General features: G+C 68.4%; 22 protein-coding genes, 1 tRNA gene and 1 pseudogene. 11 read left to right on the top strand and 13 right to left on the bottom strand.

Annotated elements, in window-relative coordinates:
- Positions 1-42: 42 nt before the first annotated feature.
- The 3 genes from KME82_RS09400 to KME82_RS09390 all read right to left on the bottom strand — a co-directional run bounded on the left by KME82_RS09400 (position 43) and on the right by KME82_RS09390 (position 3,982).
- Complete coding sequence (locus tag KME82_RS09400; protein WP_215498264.1) at positions 43-1,818, bottom strand: N-acetylmuramoyl-L-alanine amidase; 1,776 nt, start codon at positions 1,816-1,818, stop codon at positions 43-45.
- 87 nt (positions 1,819-1,905) lie between these two features.
- Positions 1,906-2,418, bottom strand: coding sequence for a tRNA (adenosine(37)-N6)-threonylcarbamoyltransferase complex ATPase subunit type 1 TsaE (gene tsaE, locus KME82_RS09395; RefSeq protein WP_215498263.1), 513 nt, complete (start codon positions 2,416-2,418; stop codon positions 1,906-1,908).
- Positions 2,419-2,467: 49 nt separating this feature from the next.
- Positions 2,468-3,982 (bottom strand): NAD(P)H-hydrate dehydratase, encoded by a 1,515-nt coding sequence (locus KME82_RS09390; RefSeq protein WP_215498262.1) that lies wholly within the window; start codon positions 3,980-3,982, stop codon positions 2,468-2,470.
- On the opposite strand from KME82_RS09390, the gene queG reads away from it, so the two are divergent.
- On the top strand, positions 3,981-5,111 hold the full coding sequence (queG, locus tag KME82_RS09385; protein WP_215498261.1) for a tRNA epoxyqueuosine(34) reductase QueG: 1,131 nt from the start codon (positions 3,981-3,983) through the stop codon (positions 5,109-5,111). The two genes, KME82_RS09390 and queG, sit on opposite strands and share 2 nt — an antisense overlap.
- A 90-nt stretch (positions 5,112-5,201) precedes the next feature.
- Here the strand turns inward: queG and KME82_RS27090 are convergent.
- From KME82_RS27090 to pcnB, 8 genes and pseudogenes are all read right to left on the bottom strand, one after another.
- Positions 5,202-5,255, bottom strand: a pseudogene (locus KME82_RS27090) (hypothetical protein); the annotation flags it as partial.
- 92 nt (positions 5,256-5,347) lie between these two features.
- Positions 5,348-5,725, bottom strand: coding sequence for a VOC family protein (locus tag KME82_RS09380; RefSeq protein WP_215498260.1), 378 nt, complete (start codon positions 5,723-5,725; stop codon positions 5,348-5,350).
- Between the two features lie 98 nt (positions 5,726-5,823).
- On the bottom strand, positions 5,824-7,335 hold the full coding sequence (gene pgi, locus KME82_RS09375) for a glucose-6-phosphate isomerase (protein ID WP_215498259.1): 1,512 nt from the start codon (positions 7,333-7,335) through the stop codon (positions 5,824-5,826).
- Positions 7,336-7,377: 42 nt separating this feature from the next.
- Positions 7,378-7,758, bottom strand: a complete 381-nt coding sequence (gene panD, locus KME82_RS09370) for an aspartate 1-decarboxylase (protein WP_215498258.1) — start codon at positions 7,756-7,758, stop codon at positions 7,378-7,380.
- 169 nt (positions 7,759-7,927) lie between these two features.
- Positions 7,928-8,779 carry a pantoate--beta-alanine ligase gene (panC, locus tag KME82_RS09365; RefSeq protein ID WP_215498257.1) on the bottom strand — a complete coding sequence of 284 codons (852 nt, stop codon included), beginning with the start codon at positions 8,777-8,779 and terminating at the stop codon, positions 7,928-7,930.
- Positions 8,780-8,920: 141 nt separating this feature from the next.
- Positions 8,921-9,766 carry a 3-methyl-2-oxobutanoate hydroxymethyltransferase gene (gene panB, locus KME82_RS09360; protein ID WP_215498256.1) on the bottom strand — a complete coding sequence of 282 codons (846 nt, stop codon included), beginning with the start codon at positions 9,764-9,766 and terminating at the stop codon, positions 8,921-8,923.
- A 171-nt stretch (positions 9,767-9,937) separates the two neighbouring features.
- Positions 9,938-10,456, bottom strand: a complete 519-nt coding sequence (folK, locus tag KME82_RS09355; protein ID WP_215498255.1) for a 2-amino-4-hydroxy-6-hydroxymethyldihydropteridine diphosphokinase — start codon at positions 10,454-10,456, stop codon at positions 9,938-9,940.
- Positions 10,457-10,658: 202 nt separating this feature from the next.
- The gene (gene pcnB, locus KME82_RS09350) at positions 10,659-12,002 is read right to left on the bottom strand and encodes a polynucleotide adenylyltransferase PcnB (RefSeq protein ID WP_215498254.1); all 1,344 of its coding nucleotides are present in this window, start codon (positions 12,000-12,002) and stop codon (positions 10,659-10,661) included.
- Positions 12,003-12,154: 152 nt separating this feature from the next.
- Between pcnB and KME82_RS09345 the strand changes: the two genes are divergently transcribed.
- From KME82_RS09345 to KME82_RS09335, 3 genes are all read left to right on the top strand, one after another.
- Positions 12,155-12,230, top strand: a tRNA-Glu gene (locus KME82_RS09345).
- A gap of 237 nt (positions 12,231-12,467) precedes the next feature.
- Positions 12,468-12,791, top strand: coding sequence for a ferredoxin FdxA (fdxA, locus tag KME82_RS09340; protein ID WP_215498253.1), 324 nt, complete (start codon positions 12,468-12,470; stop codon positions 12,789-12,791).
- Positions 12,792-13,077: 286 nt separating this feature from the next.
- Complete coding sequence (locus KME82_RS09335; RefSeq protein WP_215498252.1) at positions 13,078-13,707, top strand: hypothetical protein; 630 nt, start codon at positions 13,078-13,080, stop codon at positions 13,705-13,707.
- Between the two features lie 507 nt (positions 13,708-14,214).
- On the opposite strand, the gene KME82_RS09330 is transcribed toward KME82_RS09335, so the two are convergent.
- Positions 14,215-14,751 (bottom strand): hypothetical protein, encoded by a 537-nt coding sequence (locus KME82_RS09330; protein WP_215498251.1) that lies wholly within the window; start codon positions 14,749-14,751, stop codon positions 14,215-14,217.
- 19 nt (positions 14,752-14,770) lie between these two features.
- The gene (dapA, locus tag KME82_RS09325) at positions 14,771-15,676 is read right to left on the bottom strand and encodes a 4-hydroxy-tetrahydrodipicolinate synthase (protein WP_215498250.1); all 906 of its coding nucleotides are present in this window, start codon (positions 15,674-15,676) and stop codon (positions 14,771-14,773) included.
- 307 nt (positions 15,677-15,983) lie between these two features.
- On the opposite strand from dapA, the gene KME82_RS09320 reads away from it, so the two are divergent.
- From KME82_RS09320 to KME82_RS09290, 7 genes are all read left to right on the top strand, one after another.
- Positions 15,984-16,544 (top strand): glycine cleavage system protein R, encoded by a 561-nt coding sequence (locus tag KME82_RS09320; RefSeq protein ID WP_056108510.1) that lies wholly within the window; start codon positions 15,984-15,986, stop codon positions 16,542-16,544.
- A gap of 2 nt (positions 16,545-16,546) precedes the next feature.
- Entirely contained in the window at positions 16,547-17,032 is a 486-nt protein-coding gene (locus KME82_RS09315) for a peroxiredoxin (RefSeq protein ID WP_215498249.1), read from the top strand.
- Positions 17,033-17,309: 277 nt separating this feature from the next.
- On the top strand, positions 17,310-18,707 hold the full coding sequence (locus KME82_RS09310; protein ID WP_056108516.1) for a PhoH family protein: 1,398 nt from the start codon (positions 17,310-17,312) through the stop codon (positions 18,705-18,707).
- Between the two features lie 10 nt (positions 18,708-18,717).
- Positions 18,718-19,398, top strand: a complete 681-nt coding sequence (locus KME82_RS09305) for a DUF5625 family protein (RefSeq protein WP_215498248.1) — start codon at positions 18,718-18,720, stop codon at positions 19,396-19,398.
- A 5-nt stretch (positions 19,399-19,403) separates the two neighbouring features.
- Positions 19,404-19,907, top strand: a complete 504-nt coding sequence (locus KME82_RS09300; RefSeq protein WP_215498247.1) for a hypothetical protein — start codon at positions 19,404-19,406, stop codon at positions 19,905-19,907.
- 9 nt (positions 19,908-19,916) lie between these two features.
- Positions 19,917-20,726: a bifunctional hydroxymethylpyrimidine kinase/phosphomethylpyrimidine kinase gene (gene thiD, locus KME82_RS09295; protein WP_215498246.1), complete on the top strand. Its 810-nt coding sequence runs from the start codon at positions 19,917-19,919 to the stop codon at positions 20,724-20,726.
- A complete protein-coding gene (locus KME82_RS09290; protein WP_252255674.1) occupies positions 20,719-21,579 on the top strand; it encodes an alpha/beta hydrolase family protein in 861 nt (286 codons plus the stop codon). Before thiD ends, KME82_RS09290 begins: the two co-directional genes overlap by 8 nt.
- The last annotated feature ends 812 nt before the right edge of the window (positions 21,580-22,391 follow it).

Below are 22,391 nucleotides of genomic sequence, written 5' to 3'. Positions count from 1 at the left end.
ATACGCGGTGATCGGATCAGTTCGAACCCACCGCGTGAGCGATCAGGGGCTTCCGCCGCCGCCGAACCCGCCCGACGGCGCCTGCTGGGCCTCGGCGCGCGCCGCGTACATCGTGCCCGGCGGCGGCTGGCGGGTGAAATAGGTGTTGACCCCGGACAGCACCGCGCGCGCCAGGGCGCGCTGGTGCGAGGGATCGGTCAGCCGGCGCTCTTCTTCCGGGTTGGAGATGAACGCGGTCTCGACCAGCATCGCCGGCATGTCCGAGGTGCGCAGCACCGCGAAGTTGGCGCGTTCGATATGCGGCTTGTGGTTGTTGCCGACATCCTTGAGGCCGTCGAGCACGTGCCCGGCGGCGTCTTCGGACGCCTTCATGTGGCCGCTCTGGGTCAGGTCGAGCAGCACCGAGGCCAGGGTGTTGTCGGTCTGCTGCAGGCGCACGCCGCCGATCAGGTCGGCGGAGTTTTCCTTGTCGGCCAGCCAGCGCGCGCGCTGCGAGGACGCGCCCTTGAGCGACAGCACGTACACCGATGAGCCCTTGGCGGCGCGGTTCTCGGCCGCGTCGGCGTGGATCGAGATGAACATGTCGGCCTTGGCCTGACGCGCCAACTGGGCGCGGCGCGGCAGCGGGATGAACACGTCGCTGTCGCGGGTCATGTAGGCCTTCAGGCCGGGCGTGGCGTTGATCTGGCGCGCCAGTTCGCGGCCGATCGCCAGGGTCACGTCTTTTTCGCGCTTGCCGGTCAGGCCGATCGCGCCCGGGTCCTGGCCGCCGTGGCCGGGATCGATGGCGATGATCAACGGCCGCATGCCGCGGCCGCGCATGACGTCCTTGAGGGTCTTGGTCGCGCCGGGCGGCGGCATCGGCTCGGGCGCCGACTCGGTCGCGGCGGCGCTGGCGCCGGGCATCGGCGTCGGCACCCCGGTCGCGACCCGGGTCGGAATGCCGGTGGCGATGCGGGTCGGCACGCCGGTCGCGACGGTGGTCGCCACCGGTGCCTGCGCGGCCTGTTCGAACACGGCCTGGCTGGCGGCTTGGTTGGCGGCCTGCTGGGCGACGCTCGGCGGCGGCGACACGGGATGGGTGCTGGCCGGCGCGGCGGCGGCGAGCGCCGACGCGGTCTGTGCGGTCGTGGTCTGCGCCGGCGCGTTCGCGGCCGGTATCGACGGCATCGAATTCTGCGGCGGACGCGCCGCCGGCAACGCCGCGTTGGTCTGCGCCGAGGCGGAACCCGCGGCGCCACGCGCGGCGAGTTCGGCGATCAGGCGCTGGGTCGCGGCGTTGGAGGCGACCGCCGGCTCGGCGGCAGTCGGGACGGGCGCGGGCACCGGGTTTGAGGCAGCGGGCGGAGGCGGCGGATTCGACGCAGCCGCGGCGACAGCGGCCGCAGGCGTCGCGACGTGCGCGGGCTCGGAACCGTCGCCCGGCCACTCCAGGATCAGGCGCGGACCCGAGGTGCCCTGCTCGATATGCGGCTTGAGCACCGCGATCGGCTGGGCGAGATCGAACACGACCCGGGCGGTGCCCGGCTGCGGCTCGCCGGTGCGGACGGCTTTGACGATGCCGGTCGCGGCCGGCAGCTTGAGATTCTTGCCCAGGCGCGAGGCCGGCAGGTCGACGACCAGCCGATCCGGGCCCTTGAGGCTGATGACCTTGTACTCGCCGGCGCCGTCGAGGGCGATTTCGGCGCGGGTCCCGGTGGCGCCGTTGCGCAGCTCCAAGCCCTTGATTTCACTGGCGTGCGCGAGATTCCAGGCCAGCGCCGCGAGCAGCGCCAGGCCGAGCAGGAATTTCTGGACAGTGGCCCCTTTGACTCGCATGGGCGTAAGTCAAGCACCGGACCACCCGAATTGCAAGCATTTTTCCCTTGCAAATCCAGGACCTGGGGCGACTTCCTATGGAATCGTTCAGGAGTCGGCCGCAACCTCACGGGCACCCGTCGCGTCAGTCAGCGCGACCAGCCAGGCCCGGCCGCCCTCGCTGGACGCGTTCAGGCGGGCCTGTCGGCCGGCGCCGTCCTGGGCCAGATCGATGCGCAAATCCGGTGCCGGCAGCCAACCCAGTCCGCGCTCGGGCCATTCGATCAGCCACAACGAGGCCTCACCGCCGTCCAGGCCGAGGAACTCCAGCTCGCCGGCATCGCCAATCCGGTACAGGTCCAGATGCCAGGCTTCGCCGCCGTCGCTGAGCGGGTAGCGCTCGACCAGGGTGTAGGTCGGGCTGCGGATCGCGCCCTGCACGCCGAGCGCGCGCAGCAAGGCGCGCGCCAGGGTGGATTTGCCGGCGCCCAGGTCGCCGTGCAGATGCACGATCAACACGCCGGTTTGCGCCGCGTTCGCGCGCGCCGCGGCGAGCGCGGCGCCGAGCGCGTCGGTGGCGTCGGCGTCGCTGAGATGAAGTTGGATCGAATCGTTGGGCATCGTGGGCGCAAGTGCGGAATCGGAGTTCATCGGAACGGTATGCAAGCGCTCAACGCGCGCCGTTGACGGGATTGGCGCGGCGTCGCAGCCACGGCATCAGATCGCTGGGCAACAGGCCGCGTTCGCCGCCTTCGCGCGCGGCCTCGTCGCCGGCCACCGAATGCAGCAACGCGCCGGCGCAGGCCGCGTCGAAGGCATCGAGACCTTGCGCGTGCAACGCCGCGATCACGCCGCTGAGCACATCGCCCATGCCGCCGACCGCCATGCCGGGATTGCCCGCGCCGATCACCTGCACGCCGCGTCCATGCGCCGCGACCAAAGTGCCGGCGCCCTTGAGCACGACCACGCAGCGATAACGTTCGACCAAGGCGCGCACCGCGGCGAAACGATCGGCCTGCACGCGCGCGCTGTCGCTGCCGAGCAATCGCGCGGCTTCGCCCGGATGCGGCGTGAGGATGCAATCGGCCGGCAACGGCTGCGGATCGGCGGCGAGCAGATTGAGCGCATCGGCGTCGAGCAGCAGCGGTTTCGCGCTGGCGATCGCGCGCTCGAACAGCTGTTTTCCCCAGGTTTCCTGGCCCAGGCCGGGACCGATCGCGATCACGCTCGCGCTGTCGATCGCGGCCTTCAATTCGTCGGCGTGCTCGATCGCGCGCGGCATCGCCTCGGGCAGACGCGTCAGCATCGGCGCGACATGCGCCGACCGCGTCGCCGCATCGAGCAGGCCCGCACCGCTGCGCAACGCGGCCTGCGCGCACAGCAACAGCGCACCGCCGTGGCCGTGATCGCCGCCGATGCACAGTACTCGGCCGTTGCGCCCTTTGTGACTGTCGCGTCGGCGCGGTTGCAACCAGCGCGGCAGATCCTCGGCGCGCAGCAGTTCGGCAACCGGCGGGGTGTGATACAGCGTTTGCGGCAAGTCCAGGTTCGCCAGCGCCAACACGCCGGCATGATCGAGCGCCGCGCCAGTCACCAAGCCGGCTTTGGGCGCAATGAATTCGAGCGTGCGCTGGGCGAGGATCGCCGACGGATAGGCGTAACCGCGATCGGCATCGACACCGCTGGGCGCGTCCAGCGCGAGCACCGGCGCGGCGTGCGCGTTGATCGCTTCGATCAGTGCCGAAGCCGCGGCGTCGGGCGCGCGCGACAGGCCGATGCCGAACAGCGCGTCGACGATCACATCGGCCTTGGGCAGTTCGCCGTCGAATTCGAGCGTGCTGCCGCCGGCCGCCGCATACGCCGCCGCCGCGCGCTGGGCGAGTTCGCCGCGCGGCGCGTGGTCGCGCAATCGCACCACCGTCGCCTGGCGCCCGGACAACAGCGCATGGGTGGCCAGCACGTAGCCGTCGCCGCCGTTGTTGCCGGGGCCGCACACGACCAGCAGATGGAAGGCGCGGGTCCAGTGATTGAGCAATTCGCGCCAGGCCGCTTCGCCGGCGCGGCGCATCAGCGCGTAGCGGTCGCCCAGTTCGGCCGCGGCCGCGGTTTCGATCGCGCGCAGCCCGGCCGCGTCGAACAGGCCGCGCGGCGGCGCGGGCGTGGAAGTTTCAGCGGTCGCAGACATGGGTCGATTCTATACTTGCCGCATCGTGACCCCGCCAACCGCCCGCCCCGCCCCACCCGATGCGCCTGTCCCGGCCGCGCCCGACTACGTCGCGCTGGCCGCGCGCATCCGCGCGATCGCGCGCGAGTTCGGCTTTCAGCGCTGCGGCATTTCCGGGATCGAACTGGCCCAGGACGAAGCGCATCTGCTCGACTGGCTGGCGCAGGGTCTGCACGGTTCGATGGACTGGATGGCCCGCCACGGCGAACTGCGCGCGCGTCCGAACGATCTGCTGCCGGGCACGGTGCGGGTGATTTCGGTCGGCCTGGACTACGGCCGCCGCGACGACGAGGACGCCTGGATCACCCTGGCCGACGGCGAACGCGCCTACGTCGCGCGTTACGCGCTGGGTCGCGACTACCACAAGCTGATGCGCCAGCGCCTGCAACGGCTGGCCGAGCGCCTGGCCGAAGTGGTCGGCCCGTTCGGCCACCGCGTGTTCGTCGATTCCGCGCCGGTGCTGGAACGCGCATTGGCGCGCAACGCCGGGCTGGGCTGGATCGGCAAGCACACCTGCCTGATCGACAAGGACGGCGGCTCGTGGTTCTTCCTCGGCGAAATCTACGTCGACCTGCCGCTGCCGGTGGACATGCCGGCGACCGCGCATTGCGGCACCTGCACGCGCTGCATCGACATCTGCCCGACCCAGGCGATCATCGCCCCGCATCGGCTCGACGCGCGCCGCTGCATCGCCTATCTCACCATCGAACACGAAGGCGCGATCCCGATCGAACTGCGCCCGGCGATCGGCAACCGCATCTTCGGTTGCGACGACTGCCAGTTGGTCTGCCCCTGGAACAAGTTCGCCCAGCGCACCGACGAGCCGGATTTCCGCGCCCGCAACGACCTCGACCGCGCCAGCCTGAGCCAGTTGTTCGCCTGGGACGAAGCGCAATTCCTGCAACGCACCGAAGGCTCGGCGATCCGCCGCAGCGGGCACGAACGCTGGCTGCGCAATATCGCGGTGGCGCTGGGCAATGCGCCGGCCACGCCGGAGGTGATCGCCGCGCTGCGCACGCGCAGCGAGCATGCGAGCGAGGTGGTGCGCGAGCATGTCGCATGGGCGTTGGCGCGGCACGGCGCGGCGTGACTGGCCGATTGAGTTGAGGGCGATGTCGTCGGCCGATCGCCGCGCGCGACGATCGGCCGATCGCGTCGAAACAACGAGGTGTTTTGTGGGAGGGGCTTGAGCCCCGACGCCTTTCGATCTGGTCACCGCGATCGGAACGAAAAGCGTCGGGGCTCAAGCCCCTCCCACAAAAGACTTCGCGGCTCGCGCGGCTAGCTTCGCGATCCTCGGAATCTTCCGGCGACTGGATGAATCGCTCAGGCCGGATTCGCGACCTCGACCAGATTCCCATCGGGATCGCGGAAATACACCGATACGATCGGACCGCGGGCACCGGTGCGCGCCACCGGACCGTCTTCGATGGCGATACCCAACTCGCCCAGCCGCGCGATCAATTCGTCCAGGGGCTCGTCGCTGATCACGCAGAAATCGCCGCTGCCGCCGGTCGGTGTCGCCGCCTTGGGCTCGAATTCATGGCCGAGCCGGTGCAGGTTGATCTTCCAGCCGCCGAAGTCCAGCGCTTTGCGTCCGCCCTTGAACTCCACGACGCGCGCATCCAGCGCGTCCCGGTAAAACGCGCAGGTCGCCTCGATCGAGGCCACGGTCAGGACGAAATGATCGAATCGGAGGTTCATGCCGTCGCGCTCATGCATTCATGCTCATTCAACCGGCTCGCGAAAACACGAACGGTGCCGCGGCACCGTTCGATTGAAGCTGCGACCGCGCAGTGCGCTCAGCCGCGCAACTTGCGCAACAACTCGCGCGTCACAGGATCGTCGGCCTGCGCCTCGCCGGCCAGCGCCGGCAGCAAGGTGCTGGCGACCTGCTTGCCGAGTTCCACGCCGAACTGATCGAAGGCGTTGATGCCCCAGAACACCGACTGCAGATACACGCTGTGTTCGTACATCGCCAGCAGCGCGCCGAGCGATTGCGGGGTCAGCGAATCGAGCAGGATCGTCGTGCTCGGACGGCCGCCGGCGTAGGCGCGGTGCGGGTCGTCGCTGCGCTGGCCGTTGGCGAAGGCTTCGGTCTGCGCGAGCAGATTGGCGTGCAGCGCGCGATGGTTCTGCGGGTACGGCGCATCGGAATGGATCACCCCGATGAAGTCGGCCGGAATGATCGAGGTGCCCTGGTGCAGCGCCTGGAAGAAGCTGTGCTGGGTATCGGTGCCCACGCCGCCCCACCACACCGGCACGGTGTCGCCGACCACCGGCGAGCCGTCCAGACGCACCGACTTGCCCAGGCTCTCCATCACCAGCTGCTGCAGATAATTCGACAGCAGTTTCAGGCGGTCGTCGTAAGCCAACACGGCTTGTGTCGCGTAACCCAGGCCGTTGCGGTTCCAGATCGCGGTCAGTGCGTGCCACGCGGCGAGATTGCGCTCCAGCGGCGTTTCCAGCACGTGCGCGTCCATCTGCGCCGCGCCGGCGAGGAAATCTTCGAACGCGTCCATGCCGATCGCCAGCGCGATCGGCAAACCAACCGCCGACCACAGCGAATAGCGGCCGCCGACCCAGTCCCACATCGGCAGGATGCGTTCGTCGGGAATATTGAACGCGCTCGCGGCGCGCTCGACGTTGGCGCTGATCGCGTACAGGCGCGAGTCGTCGCCGAGCCAGTCGCGCAGGATGCCGCCGTTGAGCAGGGTTTCCTGGGTGCCGAAGGTCTTGGAGATCAACAGCGCGGCGGTGCGCTTGGGGTCGAGCCCGGCCAGGGTGCGCTGGGCGGCGTGGCCGTCGACGTTGGACAGGAAATGCACGCGGAACCGGCCCGGCGTGGCGCCGCTGAGCGCATCCACGGCCAGGCGCGGGCCCAGGTCGGACCCGCCGATGCCGACGCTGACGATGTCGGTGACTTCGCTCGCGCTCAGCCGTTCGATCACTTCGCGCATCTGCTTGCGCGCGCCCAGGGCCTGCTGGTGCGCGTCGCGCGCGATCTGGGTCGACGACAGATCGCCGCGCAGCGCGGTATGCAGCGCCGGGCGGCCTTCGGTGACGTTGACGATTTCGCCGTCGAACAGCGCGCGCAGGCGCTGGACGCTGCCGGCGGCTTCGGCGGCCTTGCGCAACCAGCTCAGCGCGTCGCGATCGTAATGCTGACGCGCGAAACTGGCGTAGAGCGGGCCGACCTGAAGCGCGAAATCCGCCGCGCGCGACGGATCGGTTGCGATCAGTTGCGCTAGCGGGGTGACGACGACGCGCCCGACCTCGGCGCGCAGCTCGTGAAGTCGGACGTCATCGCTCATCGGGGGGCGGCTCTCAAGGGGTTGGCGCTCGGGCGATCGGACTCAGGCGGCCTGGGCCGGCATCGAGGTGTTGGTGTGGGTGAGCTGGTTGTTGCGATCCACGTAGACCAGCGTCGGCTTGTACTTGGCCGCTTCGGCCTCGTCGCAGATGCCGTACGCGCAGATGATCACCAGATCGCCCGGCTGCGCCTTGTGCGCGGCCGCGCCGTTGACCGAGATCACCCCGCTGCCCTCTTCGCCGCGGATGGCGTAGGTGGAGAAGCGGTGGCCGCTGTTGATGTTGTAGATGTGGACCATCTCGTACTCGCGAATGCCCGAGATATCGAGCAGACGGCCGTCGATCGCGCAGGAGCCTTCGTAATGAAGCTCGGCGTGGGTCACGGTGGCGCGGTGGATCTTGGCCTTGAGCAGGTTCAGTTGCATGGTCGGGTTACTCCGTCCGCAGACGCGCGGGCGCGAAAGAGCTGAAGTCTAGCAGCGCATGGCGCGCTGCAACATGGGCCGGGGGCGTGCCTGGCGGAACGGAGCTTTCCCGTTCAGCGCTGCGGGTTCGACCCGGATTCAGCAGCCGCTCGCCCCGTTCGTGCGGCCGTCACAGCTCGAATTCAAGGTTGTCGATCAGGCGGGTGCGGCCGAGCCGGGCCGCGATCAGGGCCACCCGCGCCGTGCCGTCGGCGCCGGCCTCGGGCAGGCTCAGGTCGGGCGCGCGCACGACGGCGTAATCGACCGCGAAACCGGCCTGAGTGAGGCGCGCGACGGCCTGCGCCTCGACCGCTTCGCGCGCATCGCCGGCGCGCGAGGCCTCGCGCATCCATTGCAGGCATTGCTGGATCTGCGCGGCCTGCGGGCGCTCGCTGTCGGACAGGTATTGATTGCGCGAACTCATCGCCAGGCCGTCGCTTTCGCGCAAGGTCGGCGCGGCCACGATCTCGATCGGGAACGCCAGATCGCGCACCAGATAACGGATCACCGCCAGTTGCTGGTAATCCTTGCGCCCGAACACCGCGACATCGGGCCGGACCTGATGGAACAGGCGCGCGACCACCGTCGCCACGCCGTCGAAATGGCCGGGACGATGCGCGCCTTCCAGGGTTTCGGTCACCCGCGGCACGCGGATCTGCACGGTGCCGTCGACACCGAAGGGATACATCGTCTCCACCGTCGGCAACCACAGCGCATCGCAACCGGCGGCTTGCAGGCCGGCGGCGTCGGCGTCGGGCGTGCGCGGGTAGCGCGCGAAGTCTTCGTTCGGGCCGAACTGGGTCGGATTGACGAACACGCTGGCGACCACGCGGTCGGCGTGGCGGCGGGCCAGTTCGATCAGCGAATGATGGCCGGCGTGCAGATTGCCCATGGTCGGCACGAAGCCCACGCGCAGGCCCTCGCGGGTCCAGGCCTGGACCCGCGCGCGCAAGGCGGCCAGGTCGCTGACGATCTCGATCATGGGTTTACCTCGAAACAAAGCGCTCGATGCCGGCCGCATCGGCGGCCCGGGCATCGGCTGGAGAAGGTGCGCGGCATCTTAAACGACGCGGCCGGGCGCACGCCCGGCGACGCGCCGGGCAGGCGCCGCAACCGAACCGGCTCAGGCGTAACTGTGCTCTTCGCCGGGGAAACTGCCGTCGCGCACCGCCGCCGCATAGGCGCGGAACGCGCCTTCGACGCTGCCGCCTTCGACCAGGAAATCCTTGACGAACTTGGGCCGGCGATGGCCCGAATTGATCCCGAGCAGGTCGTGCAGCACCAGCACCTGGCCGTCGCATTGCGGGCCGGCGCCGATGCCGACGGTCGGGATATCCAGGTCGGCGGTGATCGCCGCGGCCAGCGGCGTGGGCACGCATTCGAGCACCAGCAACGCCGCGCCGGCCTGCGCGACCGCGCGCGCATCGGCGCGCAGCTTGGCCGCGGTGGCGTCGTCGCGGCCCTGCAATTTGTAGCCGCCCAGGCGCAGCACCGACTGCGGGGTCAGGCCCAGGTGCGCGCAGACCGGGATCTCGCGCTGGACCAGGAACTCGATCACTTCGAGCTTGTGCCCGGCGCCTTCGAGCTTGACCATCGCCGCGCCGGCCTGCAGCAGCCGCGTGGCCGCATCGAGCGCGCGCTCGGGCGTGGCGTCGGACTGGAACGGCAGATCGGCGATCAGCAGCGGCTTGGACAGGCCGCGGGCGACGCTGGCGGTGTGATACGCCATGTCGGCGACCGTCACCGGCAAGGTGCTGTTGTGGCCTTGCGAGACCATACCGAGCGAATCGCCGACCAAGATAAGGTCGATACCCGCGGTATCCATAGTGCGGGCGAAACTCGCGTCGTACGCGGTCAACATCACCAGCTTGCGGCCGTCGCGCTTGGCGTCGGCGAGCATGGGCACGGTCCAGGCTTTGGCAGCCCGCTTGTCATTGGCTTGCGCGTCGGTGGGGGCCGAGGTGTACATGGTTGATTCGTCCGAGCGGTGGCGAACGGACGCTCTGGGGTGGGCGCCATAACTTAGCAGGTTGGCTCCGCCCCGCCAGCGCCGCGCGTGCAACGCTGTCGGTTCGCCATGCGACGACGGTTGTTTCGCCTTGCCGCGACACGATCGCGGCCGTCGCGGCCGCGAGATCGGTCAATTATCGACCGCGACCAGCGCCTCGATCTCGGCCGCGGCGATCCGCGCCAGCGCCTGGCTCGCCGCGCCCACGCCGGCGATGCGCACGTCCGGAGCGATTTCCAGCAACGGCACCAGGGCGAAGGCGCGTTCGTGCAGATGCGGATGCGGCACGTGCAGGCCGGGTTCGTCGATCGTCGTCTCGCCGTACAGCAACAGGTCCAGATCCAGGGTGCGCGGGCCCCAGCGATCGCTGCCGTCGGCGCGGCGGGCGCGTCCGGCCTCGCGTTCGATTTCCAGCATCGCCGCCAGCAGTTCGCGCGCCGGCAGCGCGGTGTCGAGCATCGCCACTGCGTTGACGAAATCGGGTTGCTCGCGCACGCCCCAGGCGGGGGTGCGGTACAGCCGCGAGGCGCGCAGCAATCGCGACCGCGGCAGGCCGTCGAGCGCGCGCAGCGCGGCGCGCAACACCGCGACGCTGTCGCCGAGGTTGCTGCCCAGGCCGATGTAGGTGGTGATGGCGTTGGACGCGGACATTGAATGCGAATGCGCGAATGAAAGGATCGAAGGAACAGATCGCGGTGCAAGTTGCTGAGGATGCGCGCGGCGATCCGCATTCGCTGACATCCGCATGTCCCTCGACGTTGCGAGCGAACGACCACGGGATCGAGAAAAACCAGTCGGGCCTGCGTCGCGGACGCAGACCCGTCATTCGTTCTTCAACTGCGCTGGTTGTGCCTCAACCCTCGGCCACCGGCGCGCCGCGACGACGGCGACGGCGCTTGCGCGGCGCGCGTTCGTCGCCGCCCTCCTCGCCGTCTTCCGAATGCAGGTTCGCTTCCTGATGGGCGATCGCGTCGGGATGCTGCTGCGCCTCGAACCAGAATTCGACATCGGCCATGTGCTCTTCCGACGCCGCCGTGCGCAGGCACAGGAAATCGAACGCAGCGCGGAAACGCGGGTGCGACAGCAGCCGCATCACCCGCTTGCGCTGGCGCTGCTGGAACCGCGACTGCAGCAGCCAGATTTCCTGCATCGGCAGCGAGAACCGGCGCGGCAGCGCGATCATCGACAACTGGTGCAAGGTGACCCGGTCGGCGGCGCGACGCTGCGCCTCGACCGTGTGCGTGCCCTGCGCCTGCAGGCTCATGAGCTCGCGGCAATACGCCGGCCACAGCAGCAGCGCGAACAGGAACGCCGGCGACACCGGCTCGTCGTTGGCCACGCGCGTGTCGGTGCCCTTGAGCCCTTCCAGCAGCATCCGGCGCAGCGCGCCGCTGCGATTGGACTTGAGCGCCTTGGCGCTTTCGGGCAACAAGGCGCCGAGCAGGCCGTAGCGTTCCAGGCCGAGGAAGCTCTGCACCGCATGCCCGGACAGGAACAGCTTCAGGCATTCCTCGAACAATCGCGCCGGCGCGGCTTCGGCGAGCAACGGCGCCAATTGCGGGATCGGCGCGGCGGTGGCCGCTTCGATCTCGAAATCGAGCTTGGCCGCCAGGCGCACCGCGCGCAGCATGCGCACCGGGTCCTCGCGGTAGCGGGTGACCGGATCGCCGATCAGCCGCATCAGCCGGTTCTGCACGTCCTCGAAGCCGCCGACGTAGTCGCGCACCGAGAAATCCTCGACCGCGTAATACAGCGCGTTGGCGGTGAAGTCGCGGCGGACCGCGTCGTCCTCGATGCTGCCGTAGACGTTGTCGCGGACCAGGCGGCCGCCGGTGTCGGTCTCGCGGTCGCCGCTGCCGTCGTCGATATTGGCGCGGAACGTGGCCACCTCGATGATTTCGCGACCGTAGACCACATGGGCCAGGCGGAAGCGCCGGCCGATCAGGCGGCAGTTGCGGAACAGCCCCTTGACCTGCTCGGGGGTGGCGTCGGTGGCGACGTCGAAGTCCTTGGGATGGCCGCCGACCAGGATGTCGCGCACCGCGCCGCCGACCAGATAGGCGCCGAAGCCGCTGTCGCGCAGCCGGTACAGCACCCGTAACGCGTTGGGGCTGATCTCCTTGCGCGAGACATTGTGCTGGTCGCGCGGAATGACCCGCAGCGAGGTTTGGATGGAAGAAAGGTTATCGGATTGCATCGAGCGGGCGTGCCGCCTTATGAGTTCGTGAATACAGCCGTTGCCCAGCGCAACGGCGGCGCATATACTAGCAGGCCGCGTCGAGTTGAGAGCTTGAGCGGTCTGTCCAGGCCCCGTCCAGGGTCTTTCAATCGGACAGAGTCGTACAACTTGCTCCCTTCGTCTAGAGGCCCAGGACGTGGCCCTCTCAAGGCTAAAACACGGGTTCGAATCCCGTAGGGAGCGCCAAACACGCGATCCGTCGCATGAAAGAGCCCGCGCAACCGCGGGCTTTTTCTTGTCCGCGCCGCGCCGCGGGCGCTGTCGCCGGCCTGTCACGGATGGCAATGGCGGTTGCGCCGGTTCCGTTTTCGCCGTTACCCGCGTCGCAGAGGCCAAGCTTCGTCTTGGGTCGCGACGATGCGTATGGCTACACTATCGCCCGCCCGGCCTGTTTCGTACCGGACCACCTCCAGGACCCAGCCAATGCCCTTCGTCGTCACCGAGAACTGCATCAAGTGCAAGTACACCGATTGCGTCGAGGTGTGCCCGGTCGACTGTTTCCACGAAGGCCCGAACTTCCTGGTGATCGATCCGGACGAATGCATCGACTGCACCCTGTGCGAGCCCGAATGCCCGATCAACGCGATCTACCCCGAGGACGACGTCCCGGCCGGGCAGGAAAGCTTCGTCGCGCTCAACGCCGAACTGGCCAAGGCCTGGCCGGTGATCACCACGCGCAAGGACGCCCTGCCCGACGCCAAGGACTGGGAAGGCAAGACCGGCAAGATCGACCTGATCGAGCGCTGAGTCCGCCTCGGCGCGTCGCCGCGGCCCGATCTGGCGGACCTCGCGCACCCGTCGGCCCGAAACGACGGGCATCGATACCGCTAACGATCAAGCCGTAGCGGCTCGCGCACCGGTAGGCACGACAGCGCTCGATCGTGCGCGCGACGCCGAGCATCCATGCTGGAGCCCGGCCGACCCACGCCGCGCGAAAGTTCCGCGCATATCCCCCACGCGGCGGCGAGCGGCGCGGAAAGGTTCATCCGCGCGCACCTAGACTCGGCCGGAAACTCTCTCCGGCCGCCGTCCCATGTCCAAACTTCTGCCCTTCGGCCTGCTGTTGACCCTGTGCCTGACCCCGGCCGCGACCGGCGCTCAGCAGCGCGGTTTCGATCTGTCGCAACTGGATCTGTCACAGTTGGACCTGTCCCAGCTCGACCCGGCCGCGATCGTCGCCAGCGCCAACGACACCCTCATGCGTGCGCCCGACGGCGCGATCGACGACTTGTTCCAGGCCCTGCATCAGGCCTCGCGCACGCCGCGCGACGCGAGCACGCTGTGCGGCCTGTTCGACCCGCAGGCCGATCGCAGCGGACCGGCGCTGATGGCGGCGGCACAGAGCCTGGCGCCGGAGAGCCGGCAACGCTTCAGCGGCGCCCTGATCAATATCGCCACGACCGGGTTGCAGAACCCGCGTCAGGCTTACGACGCCGCCGCGGCCAGGCAAACGCTCAAATCCGCCGGGACCAAGGCGATGCTGCTGCACGACGGCTTCGCCGCCGGCCTGAACGCCGACGGCGGCGACGAGGCCGGACGCCAGGCGCGGTGCCGCTCGTTCGGGTGGCTGCTCGATGCACTCGCGGACTCCCCGCTGCAACAACGCGCGGCGGCGACTCGGCTGATGTTGAACGAAGGGATGGCGCGGCTGGCGTCGAACTGAGCGCGGCGGGCCAAGTCGCGACCTGAGCGGAAAGCGTCGGGCCTGAAGGCCCTCCCACAACAGCAAGCCTGCGCAGCCGTTGGTGGACTGCCAAGCGCCACGGAAACTTTTGTGGGAGGGCCTTCAGGCCCGACGCCTTTCGATCCGCCTAGGTCATTACACGCATCGATCCAACCGGAAACGCAACGGGCGTCGAGTTGCCATCCCTCGCCCCCTGAGCGCCCGCGAGCGCCACGGCCCCTTTTGTGGGAGGGCCTTCAGGCCCGACGCTTTTCGATCCGCCCAGGCCATTGCACACATCGATCCAACCGGAAACGCAACGGGCGTCGAGTTGCATCCCTCGCCCCCTGAGCGCCCGCGAGCGCCACGGCCCCTCGTGGGAGGGCCTTCAGGCCCGACGCTTTTCGATCCGCTCAGGTCATTGCGCGCATCCCGGAAACGAAAACGGGCGCCGAAGCGCCCGTTTTCACCCGCGACAGCCGATCGAAACCGGTCGCGCCAGACCGATCAACGCCCGCCGAGCGTGCCCTTGAGGCTGGCGATCAGCTTGGCCGGCGCGGGGCCGGTGGCCGGCAGGCCGCGCGGATCGACCGCCGACACGTAGGCGCCGGCTTCGGAGGTGCTGATCCGGACCAGGAAGTTGCCGCCTTCGTAATTGACGTCGTAGGCGCCGAGCAACTGCGCGCGGCTGGCGATGGTCAGGCCTTCGACCTTGCCCAGCGCGTCGCCGACCTTGGTGAACACGTCGTCGCGGTTGCCGCTGACGGTGAAGCCGTTGGCCGAGGACGCCGGGGTGCCCGGAGCGGCCTGGGTCGGACGCGACGCGGCCAGGCCCGAAGCGGTCACCGAACCGCCGGCCGGCACGGCCATGGCGCCGTCGGTGCGCGGCTGGTCGAGGTCGGGCGGGACTTCCAGCGGACGGTTTTCCGGGGTTTCGGCATACAGCTTATTGCCCTTGCGGAACCAGCTGCAGCCCGACGTGGCGACCACGGCCAACAGCAGACCGGCGACAACCGCACGGGACAGGGTAACGTTGGAACGCATGAGCATCTCCTGCAGGGGTTCAGGCCGCGAGCGTATCGCGGCAGAGGTGTTCGAGTTCGACAATCAGGCCGGCGGCATGCCGCGCGGCTTCATGGTGGGGCGCCGACAGCGACTGCAACGGCAGGCGCAGGCCATGGCCCAGCCCCTGCGCGGCGAGCAGCGCCTTGACCGGGATCGGGTTGGGTTCCAGGGCGAGAAAATCGTAGGCCGGGCGCAGGCGCGCGTCCCAGGCCTCGGCCTCGGCGCGGCGTCCGCCGCGGGCGAGGTCGGCCAGGCGGCGAAATGCGCCCGGCAGCACGTTGGACCCGACTGAGACGATGCCGTCGGCGCCAGCCAGCATGGCCCGGCAGGCGGTCGGGTCGTCGCCGCTGAGCACCGAAAAACCCTCGGCCTTCAGCGCCAGCAGCGCGTTCATGCGCTCGGGTTCGGATACCGCTTCCTTGATGCCATGGATGCGCGGATGCGCGGCCAGTTGCGCCACCGTCTCGGGCAACAGGTCGCCGCCGGTGCGGCCGGGCACGTTGTACAGCACCAGCGGCAGCGCGCCGTCGTCGGCGATCGCCTGGTAATGCGCGATCAGGCCGGCCTGGGTCGGGCGGACGTAGGGCGGGGTCACGACCAGCGCCGCGTCGGCGCCCAAGGCGGCCACGCGGCGGGTCAGTTCGATGGTTTTGGCGGTATTCGACAGGCCGGTGCCGGCCAGCACCGGGATCTTGCCGGCGATCAGTTCGACCGCGCTGCGCAGCAAGGTGTCGTATTCGGCGTCGTACAGCGCCGCGGCTTCGCCGGTGGAACCGGCCACCACGACCGCCTGGGTGCCGCCTTCCAGCTGTTGCGCCAGCAATGTGCGCCAGGCGTCCAGATCGAGTTCGCCGGACGCGGTGAATGGCGTCGCCAGCGCGGTGATGCTGCCGGAAAGTCGCAAGTGAAGACCTATTGAGTGAGAAGTCGCCGCCGCAGCGGTTGCGGAGCGGTCGTGGCCGAGAGGGAACGTGGAACCTGTGGAACGCTTGCGGGAGGTGCTGGTCGGGATCTCTGGGTGGATCGCGGAACGTCGAACCCGGGAATTCTAAAGCGGGCGGCGGGACACGGAAACGCGCTTTGCCGCCTATACGCAGGGGACGATGTTACTTGCGGCCCGAAAGCGCGGGCAAGTATGCTGACTCACAGCGCGGCCCGGGCCCGGGCCGCCGTTCATTTCCGAGCATTACGCTCCCCTTGCAGGCGCCGCCTTGACCGATTCCGCTTCCCGGCCGTCGCCGAATGAAAACCACCTCCTGATCAACGCCTATACGACGCATCCGGAGTCGCCGCTGTTGTCGGTGACCCGCCGGATCGCCGACTCGGGCTGCAATCTGGTCGATGCGCGCCTGTCCACGGTCGGCCGCGACGTCTCGGTGACCGCGCTGGCGGTCGGCTCCTGGGACGCGGTCGCCAAGCTCGAAGCCATGCTCACGCGCCTGGAGCGCGAGGAAGGGCTCAAGCTGGTGTGGTACCGCACCGGCGCCAAGCAGGTGCAATCCAGCCTGCTGCCCTACATCGTCGAAGTCGTCGCCGCCGACAAGCCCGGCATCTTGTTCCAGCTGGCCGACTTCTTCGACCGCCAGGGCATCACCATCGAAAGCCTGCACTGCTCGCGCTACCGCGCGATGCAGACCGGCGCGGATATGTTCTCCGCCCAGATCACGATCGGCGTCCCCTCGAGCATGCACATCGCCGCGCTGCGCGACGACTTCCTCGAGTTCTGCGACCATCTGAACCTGGACGCCATCATGGACCCGATGAAGTTCTGACCATGCTCGATACCGGCGATCACGCATACGGCAAGAAAGCGCCCGCGCTCACCCTGGCGCTGTCCAGCGGCGAGACGGTGGCGCTGAAGGATTACGCCGGCCAGTGGCTGGTGCTGTACTTCTACCCGAAGGACAGCACGCCCGGCTGCACCACCGAGGGCCTGGACTTCAATGCGCTGCTGCCCAAGTTCAAGAAGCTCGGGGCGACGGTGCTGGGCGTATCGCGCGATTCGATCAAGTCGCACCAGAACTTCTGCGCCAAGCAGGGCTTCAAGTTCGAGCTCGTCAGCGACAAGGACGAAACGCTGTGCAACGCCTTCGGCGTGATCAAGGAAAAGAGCCTATACGGCCGCAAGTACATCGGCATCGAGCGCAGCACCTTCCTGATCGACCCCAAGGGCGTCATCGTGCAGTCATGGCGCCCGGTGAAAGTCGCCGGGCATGCCCAAGCCGTTCTCGACGCCCTCAAGGATTCCGCCGCTCAGTGAGGCGCCCACCCGCCCTGTCCCCTCGCCGTCCCGCCCCGCGGGCCACGGCGGCGCTGCGGTGGCTGCGTTTCGCGCAACCGCCGGTTGCGCCGGTGCGGATGCCGCTCCTGGCGACCTCGCTCATGCGGACCTCGCCCACAGGGACTTCACCGTCCCGTTGCCCACAATCGAGTCGTGCGCGATCGCGTCCTTCGACAGCGCGCGCGCACGGCTTGCCCGCTCCTGTGTTTCCGCCGCAACGTAACGACGTCACCCCCATCCGAGACGAGACTTCTCAATGACCAGAAGCAAGCGGATCTACGTGCTCGACACCAATGTGCTCATGCACGACCCGACCGCGCTGTTCAAGTTCCAGGAACACGACGTCTACCTGCCGATGCAGGTCATCGAAGAACTCGACAACGGCAAGAAAGGCACCTCCGAAGCCAGCCGCAACGCCCGTCAGGTCAGCCGCTTCCTCAACGAGCTGATCCAGATCGAAGGCACCGACAAGATCAGCACCGGCATCACCCTCAACCGCCCGCAGGGCTTGCAGCTGCGCGGCGCGCAGAGCATCGGCAAGCTGCGTTTCCAGACCAACTCCTTCGACGCGGGCAAGCGCTTCAGCGCGGTGATCCCGGACAACCAGATCCTCGGCGCGATCCTGGCGCTGCAGGAACAGGAACCCGGCGTGCCGGTGGTGTTCGTGTCCAAGGACATCAACCTGCGGATCAAGGCCTCGATCGCCGGGATCGTGTCGGAAGACTACGAGAACGACCGCGCGCTCGACGATTTCAGCCTGCTCTACACCGGCGCGACGGCGCTGCCGGACGATTTCTGGACCCTGCACGGCAAGGACCTCAAGTCGTGGACCGAGAAGGGCCGCACCTACTACGAAATCGCCCGCACCGAAGACGACGACTGGTACCCGAACCAGTTCCTGTACCTGCCCGGCGATTCGGAATCCGAGCTCAAGGTCACCAAGGTCGGCGAAGAACGCGTCACCCTGCAGATCGTCGACGACTTCCGCCATAACCAGCATGCGGTGTGGGGCATCATCGCGCGCAATCGCGAGCAGAACTTCGCCCTCAACGCGCTGATGGACCCGGAGATCGACTTCGTCACCTTGCTGGGCACCGCCGGCACCGGCAAGACCCTGCTCGCGCTCGCCGCGGGCCTGGCGCAGACCATGGATCAGCAGCGCTATCGCGAGATCATCATGACCCGCGCCACGGTCAGCGTCGGCGAGGACATCGGTTTCCTGCCCGGCACCGAAGAAGAAAAGATGACCCCGTGGATGGGCGCGCTCACCGACAACCTGGAAGTGCTGACCCACAACCAGGACGGCGGCGCCTGGGGTCGCGCGGCGACCAACGACCTGCTCGCTTCGCGCATCAAGATCCGCTCGATGAACTTCATGCGCGGGCGCACCTTCCTGAGCCGCTGGCTGATTCTGGACGAGGCGCAGAACCTGACGCCGAAACAGATGAAGACGTTGATCACCCGCGCCGGTCCCGGCACCAAGATCGTCTGTCTGGGCAACGTCGAGCAGATCGATACGCCGTATCTGACCGAGACGACGTCGGGCCTGACCTATGCGGTGGATCGCTTCAAGGGCTGGGCGCACAGCGCGCACGTGACCCTGCGCCGCGGCGAGCGTTCGCGTCTGGCCGACTACGCGTCGGAAGTGCTGTAACCCGGTCGCCATGCTCAAGCAGTTCGTTCGCGACAACCGATTCGCGCTGGTCACCCTGGTGGTTGTGGTGCTGGCGCGGATCGGGTTCGACCAGTGGGCCGATGGCATCAGCGCGCCGCCGCTGGATGCGCCGATCGCGGTGTCGTCCGGCGGCGGCGTCGACCAGCGCATCCGCATCCGCGCGCCCGACCGCTATCGCTTGCAACTGTCCTTGTACCCCGATGCGCGCGGCATGGATCACCTGCGCGACCTGCTCGGCGACGGCGGCTACGACGCCCAGGGCAAGCGCATTCCAAGCGGCGTGTCCATCCCGGTGCGCTGGTCGCTGAGCCAGGCCGACAGCGGGACGATCGTGGCCCAGGGCGACACCGAAACCTTCGGCCTGTCGGGTGTGGGCAGCGACGAAATCAGCCGCGAGTTCGACCGCTTCGGCGTACCGCCCGGCGAGTACCGTTTCCGGGCGCAGATCACCCGCGCGGTCCCGGAATTCGCCGGCATCCAGGCCCACATGGTCGCGCGCCTGCATCCCAAGTCGGCCGGCAGCTGGCAGACCTCGCGGGTCTGGGACGGGCGCCTGCTGTCGTTCTTCCTGATCGATCCGGGCCTGGTGCTGCTGGGCTTGTTCCTGCTGTGGCGCGCGTTCGCGCTGGGCCGTTCGCGCTGGCGCGCGTCGCCCGCGCCTCACGCATAAGACTATTGGACGACGACCGCAGCGTATCGACTGCGGCCTCGACCGTCGCCCGGGATGCACCGATGAAACACCTGCCGGCCAGAACTCGCAAGGATCTTGAACCGCTCAGTGCCGATATCGTCCGCTCGACGATGCGCACGCTGTTCCCGAAGCGCAACGACTTCTCCGATCCCGACCAGTTCGACGAAGTGGTGTCCGAGCTCGCGCGATTCGACGTCAACACCCGCAAAGCGTTTCGACTGTTGATGTGCAAGCACCGGCGCGAGTTGCTGATCAACGACAAGGCCCGGCTACCGGCCGCGATGGTGCGCTACTACCGCGATGAGTACGGCGTGGACTACATGAAGGACCGGGTCCGACGACAGTATTGGTTGTCGTATCCCGGTCTGGTTCGCGATGCCGCGGAGCTGGCGTTCGGCGAGGCCGCGGTTGTCTATGCGCCGGCCGACCCGGACAGCGAGCCGCCCCTGCAAGAAGCCCAGGCTTCCCTCCAGGCACGTTTTGGTTAGGCTTGTCCGATGAACCATATCCCCACGGCTTCCGCCCTCACCATCGCCGGCTCCGATTCCGGCGGCGGCGCCGGCGTCCAGGCCGACCTGAAGACCTTCGCCGCGCATCGCGTGCATGGGCTCAGCGCGTTCGCGGCGCTGACCGCGCAGAACACCCGCGGGGTCAGCGCGGTGCATGTGCCCGATACCGGCTTCCTACGCGCGCAGATCGACGCGTGTTTCGACGACTTCGAAATCGGCGCGGTCAAGCTGGGCATGCTCGCCACGGCCGAAGTGATCGCCGCGGTGGCCGATGCGCTGGAGCACTACCGGCCCGCGCATATCGTGCTCGACCCGGTGATGGTCGCGACCTCCGGCGCGCGCCTGCTGGAACCCTCCGCGCTGGACGCGTTGCGCACGCGGCTGCTGCCGCTGGCCAGCGTGATCACGCCGAACCTGCCCGAAGCCGAGCTGCTGCTCGGCCGCGCCATCGCCGATCGCGACGCCATGCACGGCGCGCTCGAGGGTTTGTTCGCGCTCGGCGCACGCTCGGTGCTGCTCAAGGGCGGACATCTGCCAGGCAGCGGCGACGTGGTCGATCTGTTCGCCACGCCCGGCGAAGTGCGCGAGATCGCGCATCCACGCCTGCAACTCGACGCCCACGGCACCGGCTGCACCCTGGCCTCGGCGGTGGCCGCGAACCTGTGCCTGAGCCGCACGCTCGCCGACAGCTGCGTCGCCGCGGCCGACTATGTGCATAGCGCGCTGCGCCTGGGCTATCGCCCCGGCCGCAGCGAGGTGCTGGTGCTCGATCATTTCGCAGCCGCGCCGCGTGCTTGAGTCGACCGTCGCCGAAGAACGCTCGCTGCGCGCCGCCGACGGCCATCGCTGGTCGCTGATCGCCTCGATCCCGCCGCGTCCCGGCGCCAGCCTGCTGTGGCTGCCCGCGCTCGGCGTCGCTGCGCGCCACTACCTGCCGTTCGCGCACGCGCTGGCGGCGCGCGGCATCGCCGTGTTCGTCCACGAATGGCGCGGCAACGGCAGCAGCAACCAGCGCGCGAGCCGCAAGAGCGACTGGGGTTACCGCAGCTTGCTGCTGGACGATTTGCCGGTCAGCGACGCGGCGGTCGCGCGCGCGCTGCCCGGCGTCCCGCGCATCATCGGCGGACACAGCCTCGGCGGACAGATGGCCTGCATGCGGCTCGGGCTGGCGAAGCTGCAGAATGATCCGGCGATCCCGACCCGCCTGTGGCTGACCGCCAGCGGCGCGCCGTATTGGCCGACCTGGCCCATGCCGCGGCGTCTGGCGATGCCGATGATCTACCGCTTCCTGCCGTGGCTGTCGCAGGTCAACGGCACCCTGCCCGGCCGCCGCATCGGCTTCGGCGGCAACGAAGCGCGCAGCCTGATCGCCGACTGGGCCCGCACCGCCTTAAGCGGTCGCTACGCCGCGCCCGGCATCGACGCCGACATGGAAGCCGGCATGGCCCAGGTCGAGGTCGATCTGCGTGTCGTGCGCATGGTCGACGACTGGCTGGTACCGCACGCCTCGCAGGATTTCCTGTTGTCGAAACTGCCGCGCGCGCAGGTCGAGGCGACCGAACTGGGCACGAACGACCTGGGCGTGCGGGCCGATCATTTCGCCTGGATGAAACAGCCCGAGGCGGTGGTGAAGGCGTTGCTGCGCGATTGATTGTCGTACGGCGTGAGCCGCCGATTTCCGCGCGGATGCACCTGCGCGCCACCACGATACCCGGCATGTCGCGTATCTCCCTGTAGGAGCGGCGCAAGCCGCGACCGCGACACCGCGACCACGACGCAAGCCGCCGTAGCCAGCGCAACATCGCGGCAACCTCGCAGAAACGACGCGATCGGCGACAACGCGGTCGCGGCTCACGCCGCTCCTACATCGGCTGCGATTCACCACGATCCACAGCATGTGCGTAGCCCACTGTAGGAGCGGCGCAAGCCGCGACCGCGACACCGCAACCGCGACGCGAACCGCCGCAACGAGCGCGACATCACGCCTACCCCTCAGTGACGACGCAATCGGCCACAACGCGGTCGCGGCTTGCGCCGCTCCTACAGGTAGGCCATGTGGCTTTTGCCCCAATCCACGCAGTTCATCCAGCGCTGCGAAGCGACTAACTCGCGAGAACAACAGCACACCCGGAGGGCGACGCGCAGGGATGCGCGTCGCGCGCCACCGGGACATGGATGTCCCGTGTGGCGCGTGCCCGCGTAAGCTCCGCACTTGCGGGCACTTGATTCAAGAAAAAAGCGTTTTTCTTTGGTTACCTTTTGACCGAAGGGAATCCAGACGGACTTTTGTCGCTCTAGACAAAAGAAAGTGACCCGCCGCTTTAGTGGCGGAAGCTTTTGATCCTGCTTGCTGCTCTAAAGGCTTCAAAGTTTTGAAGCTCTAGAGCTTATGAAGCCAGAGGCAAGATCAACGGCTTTCGTCCGCAAGCGGCCGAGTTACTTTCTTTTGTCTAAAGCGACAAA

The organism is Lysobacter capsici (assembly GCF_018732085.1).
GTDB lineage: Bacteria > Pseudomonadota > Gammaproteobacteria > Xanthomonadales > Xanthomonadaceae > Lysobacter > Lysobacter capsici_A.
The sequence above is the reverse complement of the archived record's forward strand: the minus strand, read 5'-3'. Positions and strand labels throughout refer to the sequence as shown.

Excerpts from the sequence above, each read along its gene's own strand:
- KME82_RS09400 (WP_215498264.1), bottom strand. The coding sequence starts at position 1,818 with ATGCGAGTCAAAGGGGCCACTGTCCAGAAATTCCTGCTCGGCCTGGCG.
- tsaE (WP_215498263.1), bottom strand. The coding sequence starts at position 2,418 with ATGCCCAACGATTCGATCCAACTTCATCTCAGCGACGCCGACGCCACC.
- queG (WP_215498261.1), top strand. The coding sequence starts at position 3,981 with ATGGGTCGATTCTATACTTGCCGCATCGTGACCCCGCCAACCGCCCGC.
- KME82_RS09390 (WP_215498262.1), bottom strand. The coding sequence starts at position 3,982 with ATGTCTGCGACCGCTGAAACTTCCACGCCCGCGCCGCCGCGCGGCCTG.
- KME82_RS09380 (WP_215498260.1), bottom strand. The coding sequence starts at position 5,725 with ATGAACCTCCGATTCGATCATTTCGTCCTGACCGTGGCCTCGATCGAG.
- pgi (WP_215498259.1), bottom strand. The coding sequence starts at position 7,335 with ATGAGCGATGACGTCCGACTTCACGAGCTGCGCGCCGAGGTCGGGCGC.
- panD (WP_215498258.1), bottom strand. The coding sequence starts at position 7,758 with ATGCAACTGAACCTGCTCAAGGCCAAGATCCACCGCGCCACCGTGACC.
- panC (WP_215498257.1), bottom strand. The coding sequence starts at position 8,779 with ATGATCGAGATCGTCAGCGACCTGGCCGCCTTGCGCGCGCGGGTCCAG.
- panB (WP_215498256.1), bottom strand. The coding sequence starts at position 9,766 with ATGTACACCTCGGCCCCCACCGACGCGCAAGCCAATGACAAGCGGGCT.
- folK (WP_215498255.1), bottom strand. The coding sequence starts at position 10,456 with ATGTCCGCGTCCAACGCCATCACCACCTACATCGGCCTGGGCAGCAAC.
- pcnB (WP_215498254.1), bottom strand. The coding sequence starts at position 12,002 with ATGCAATCCGATAACCTTTCTTCCATCCAAACCTCGCTGCGGGTCATT.
- fdxA (WP_215498253.1), top strand. The coding sequence starts at position 12,468 with ATGCCCTTCGTCGTCACCGAGAACTGCATCAAGTGCAAGTACACCGAT.
- KME82_RS09335 (WP_215498252.1), top strand. The coding sequence starts at position 13,078 with ATGTCCAAACTTCTGCCCTTCGGCCTGCTGTTGACCCTGTGCCTGACC.
- KME82_RS09330 (WP_215498251.1), bottom strand. The coding sequence starts at position 14,751 with ATGCGTTCCAACGTTACCCTGTCCCGTGCGGTTGTCGCCGGTCTGCTG.
- KME82_RS09315 (WP_215498249.1), top strand. The coding sequence starts at position 16,547 with ATGCTCGATACCGGCGATCACGCATACGGCAAGAAAGCGCCCGCGCTC.
- KME82_RS09310 (WP_056108516.1), top strand. The coding sequence starts at position 17,310 with ATGACCAGAAGCAAGCGGATCTACGTGCTCGACACCAATGTGCTCATG.
- KME82_RS09305 (WP_215498248.1), top strand. The coding sequence starts at position 18,718 with ATGCTCAAGCAGTTCGTTCGCGACAACCGATTCGCGCTGGTCACCCTG.
- thiD (WP_215498246.1), top strand. The coding sequence starts at position 19,917 with ATGAACCATATCCCCACGGCTTCCGCCCTCACCATCGCCGGCTCCGAT.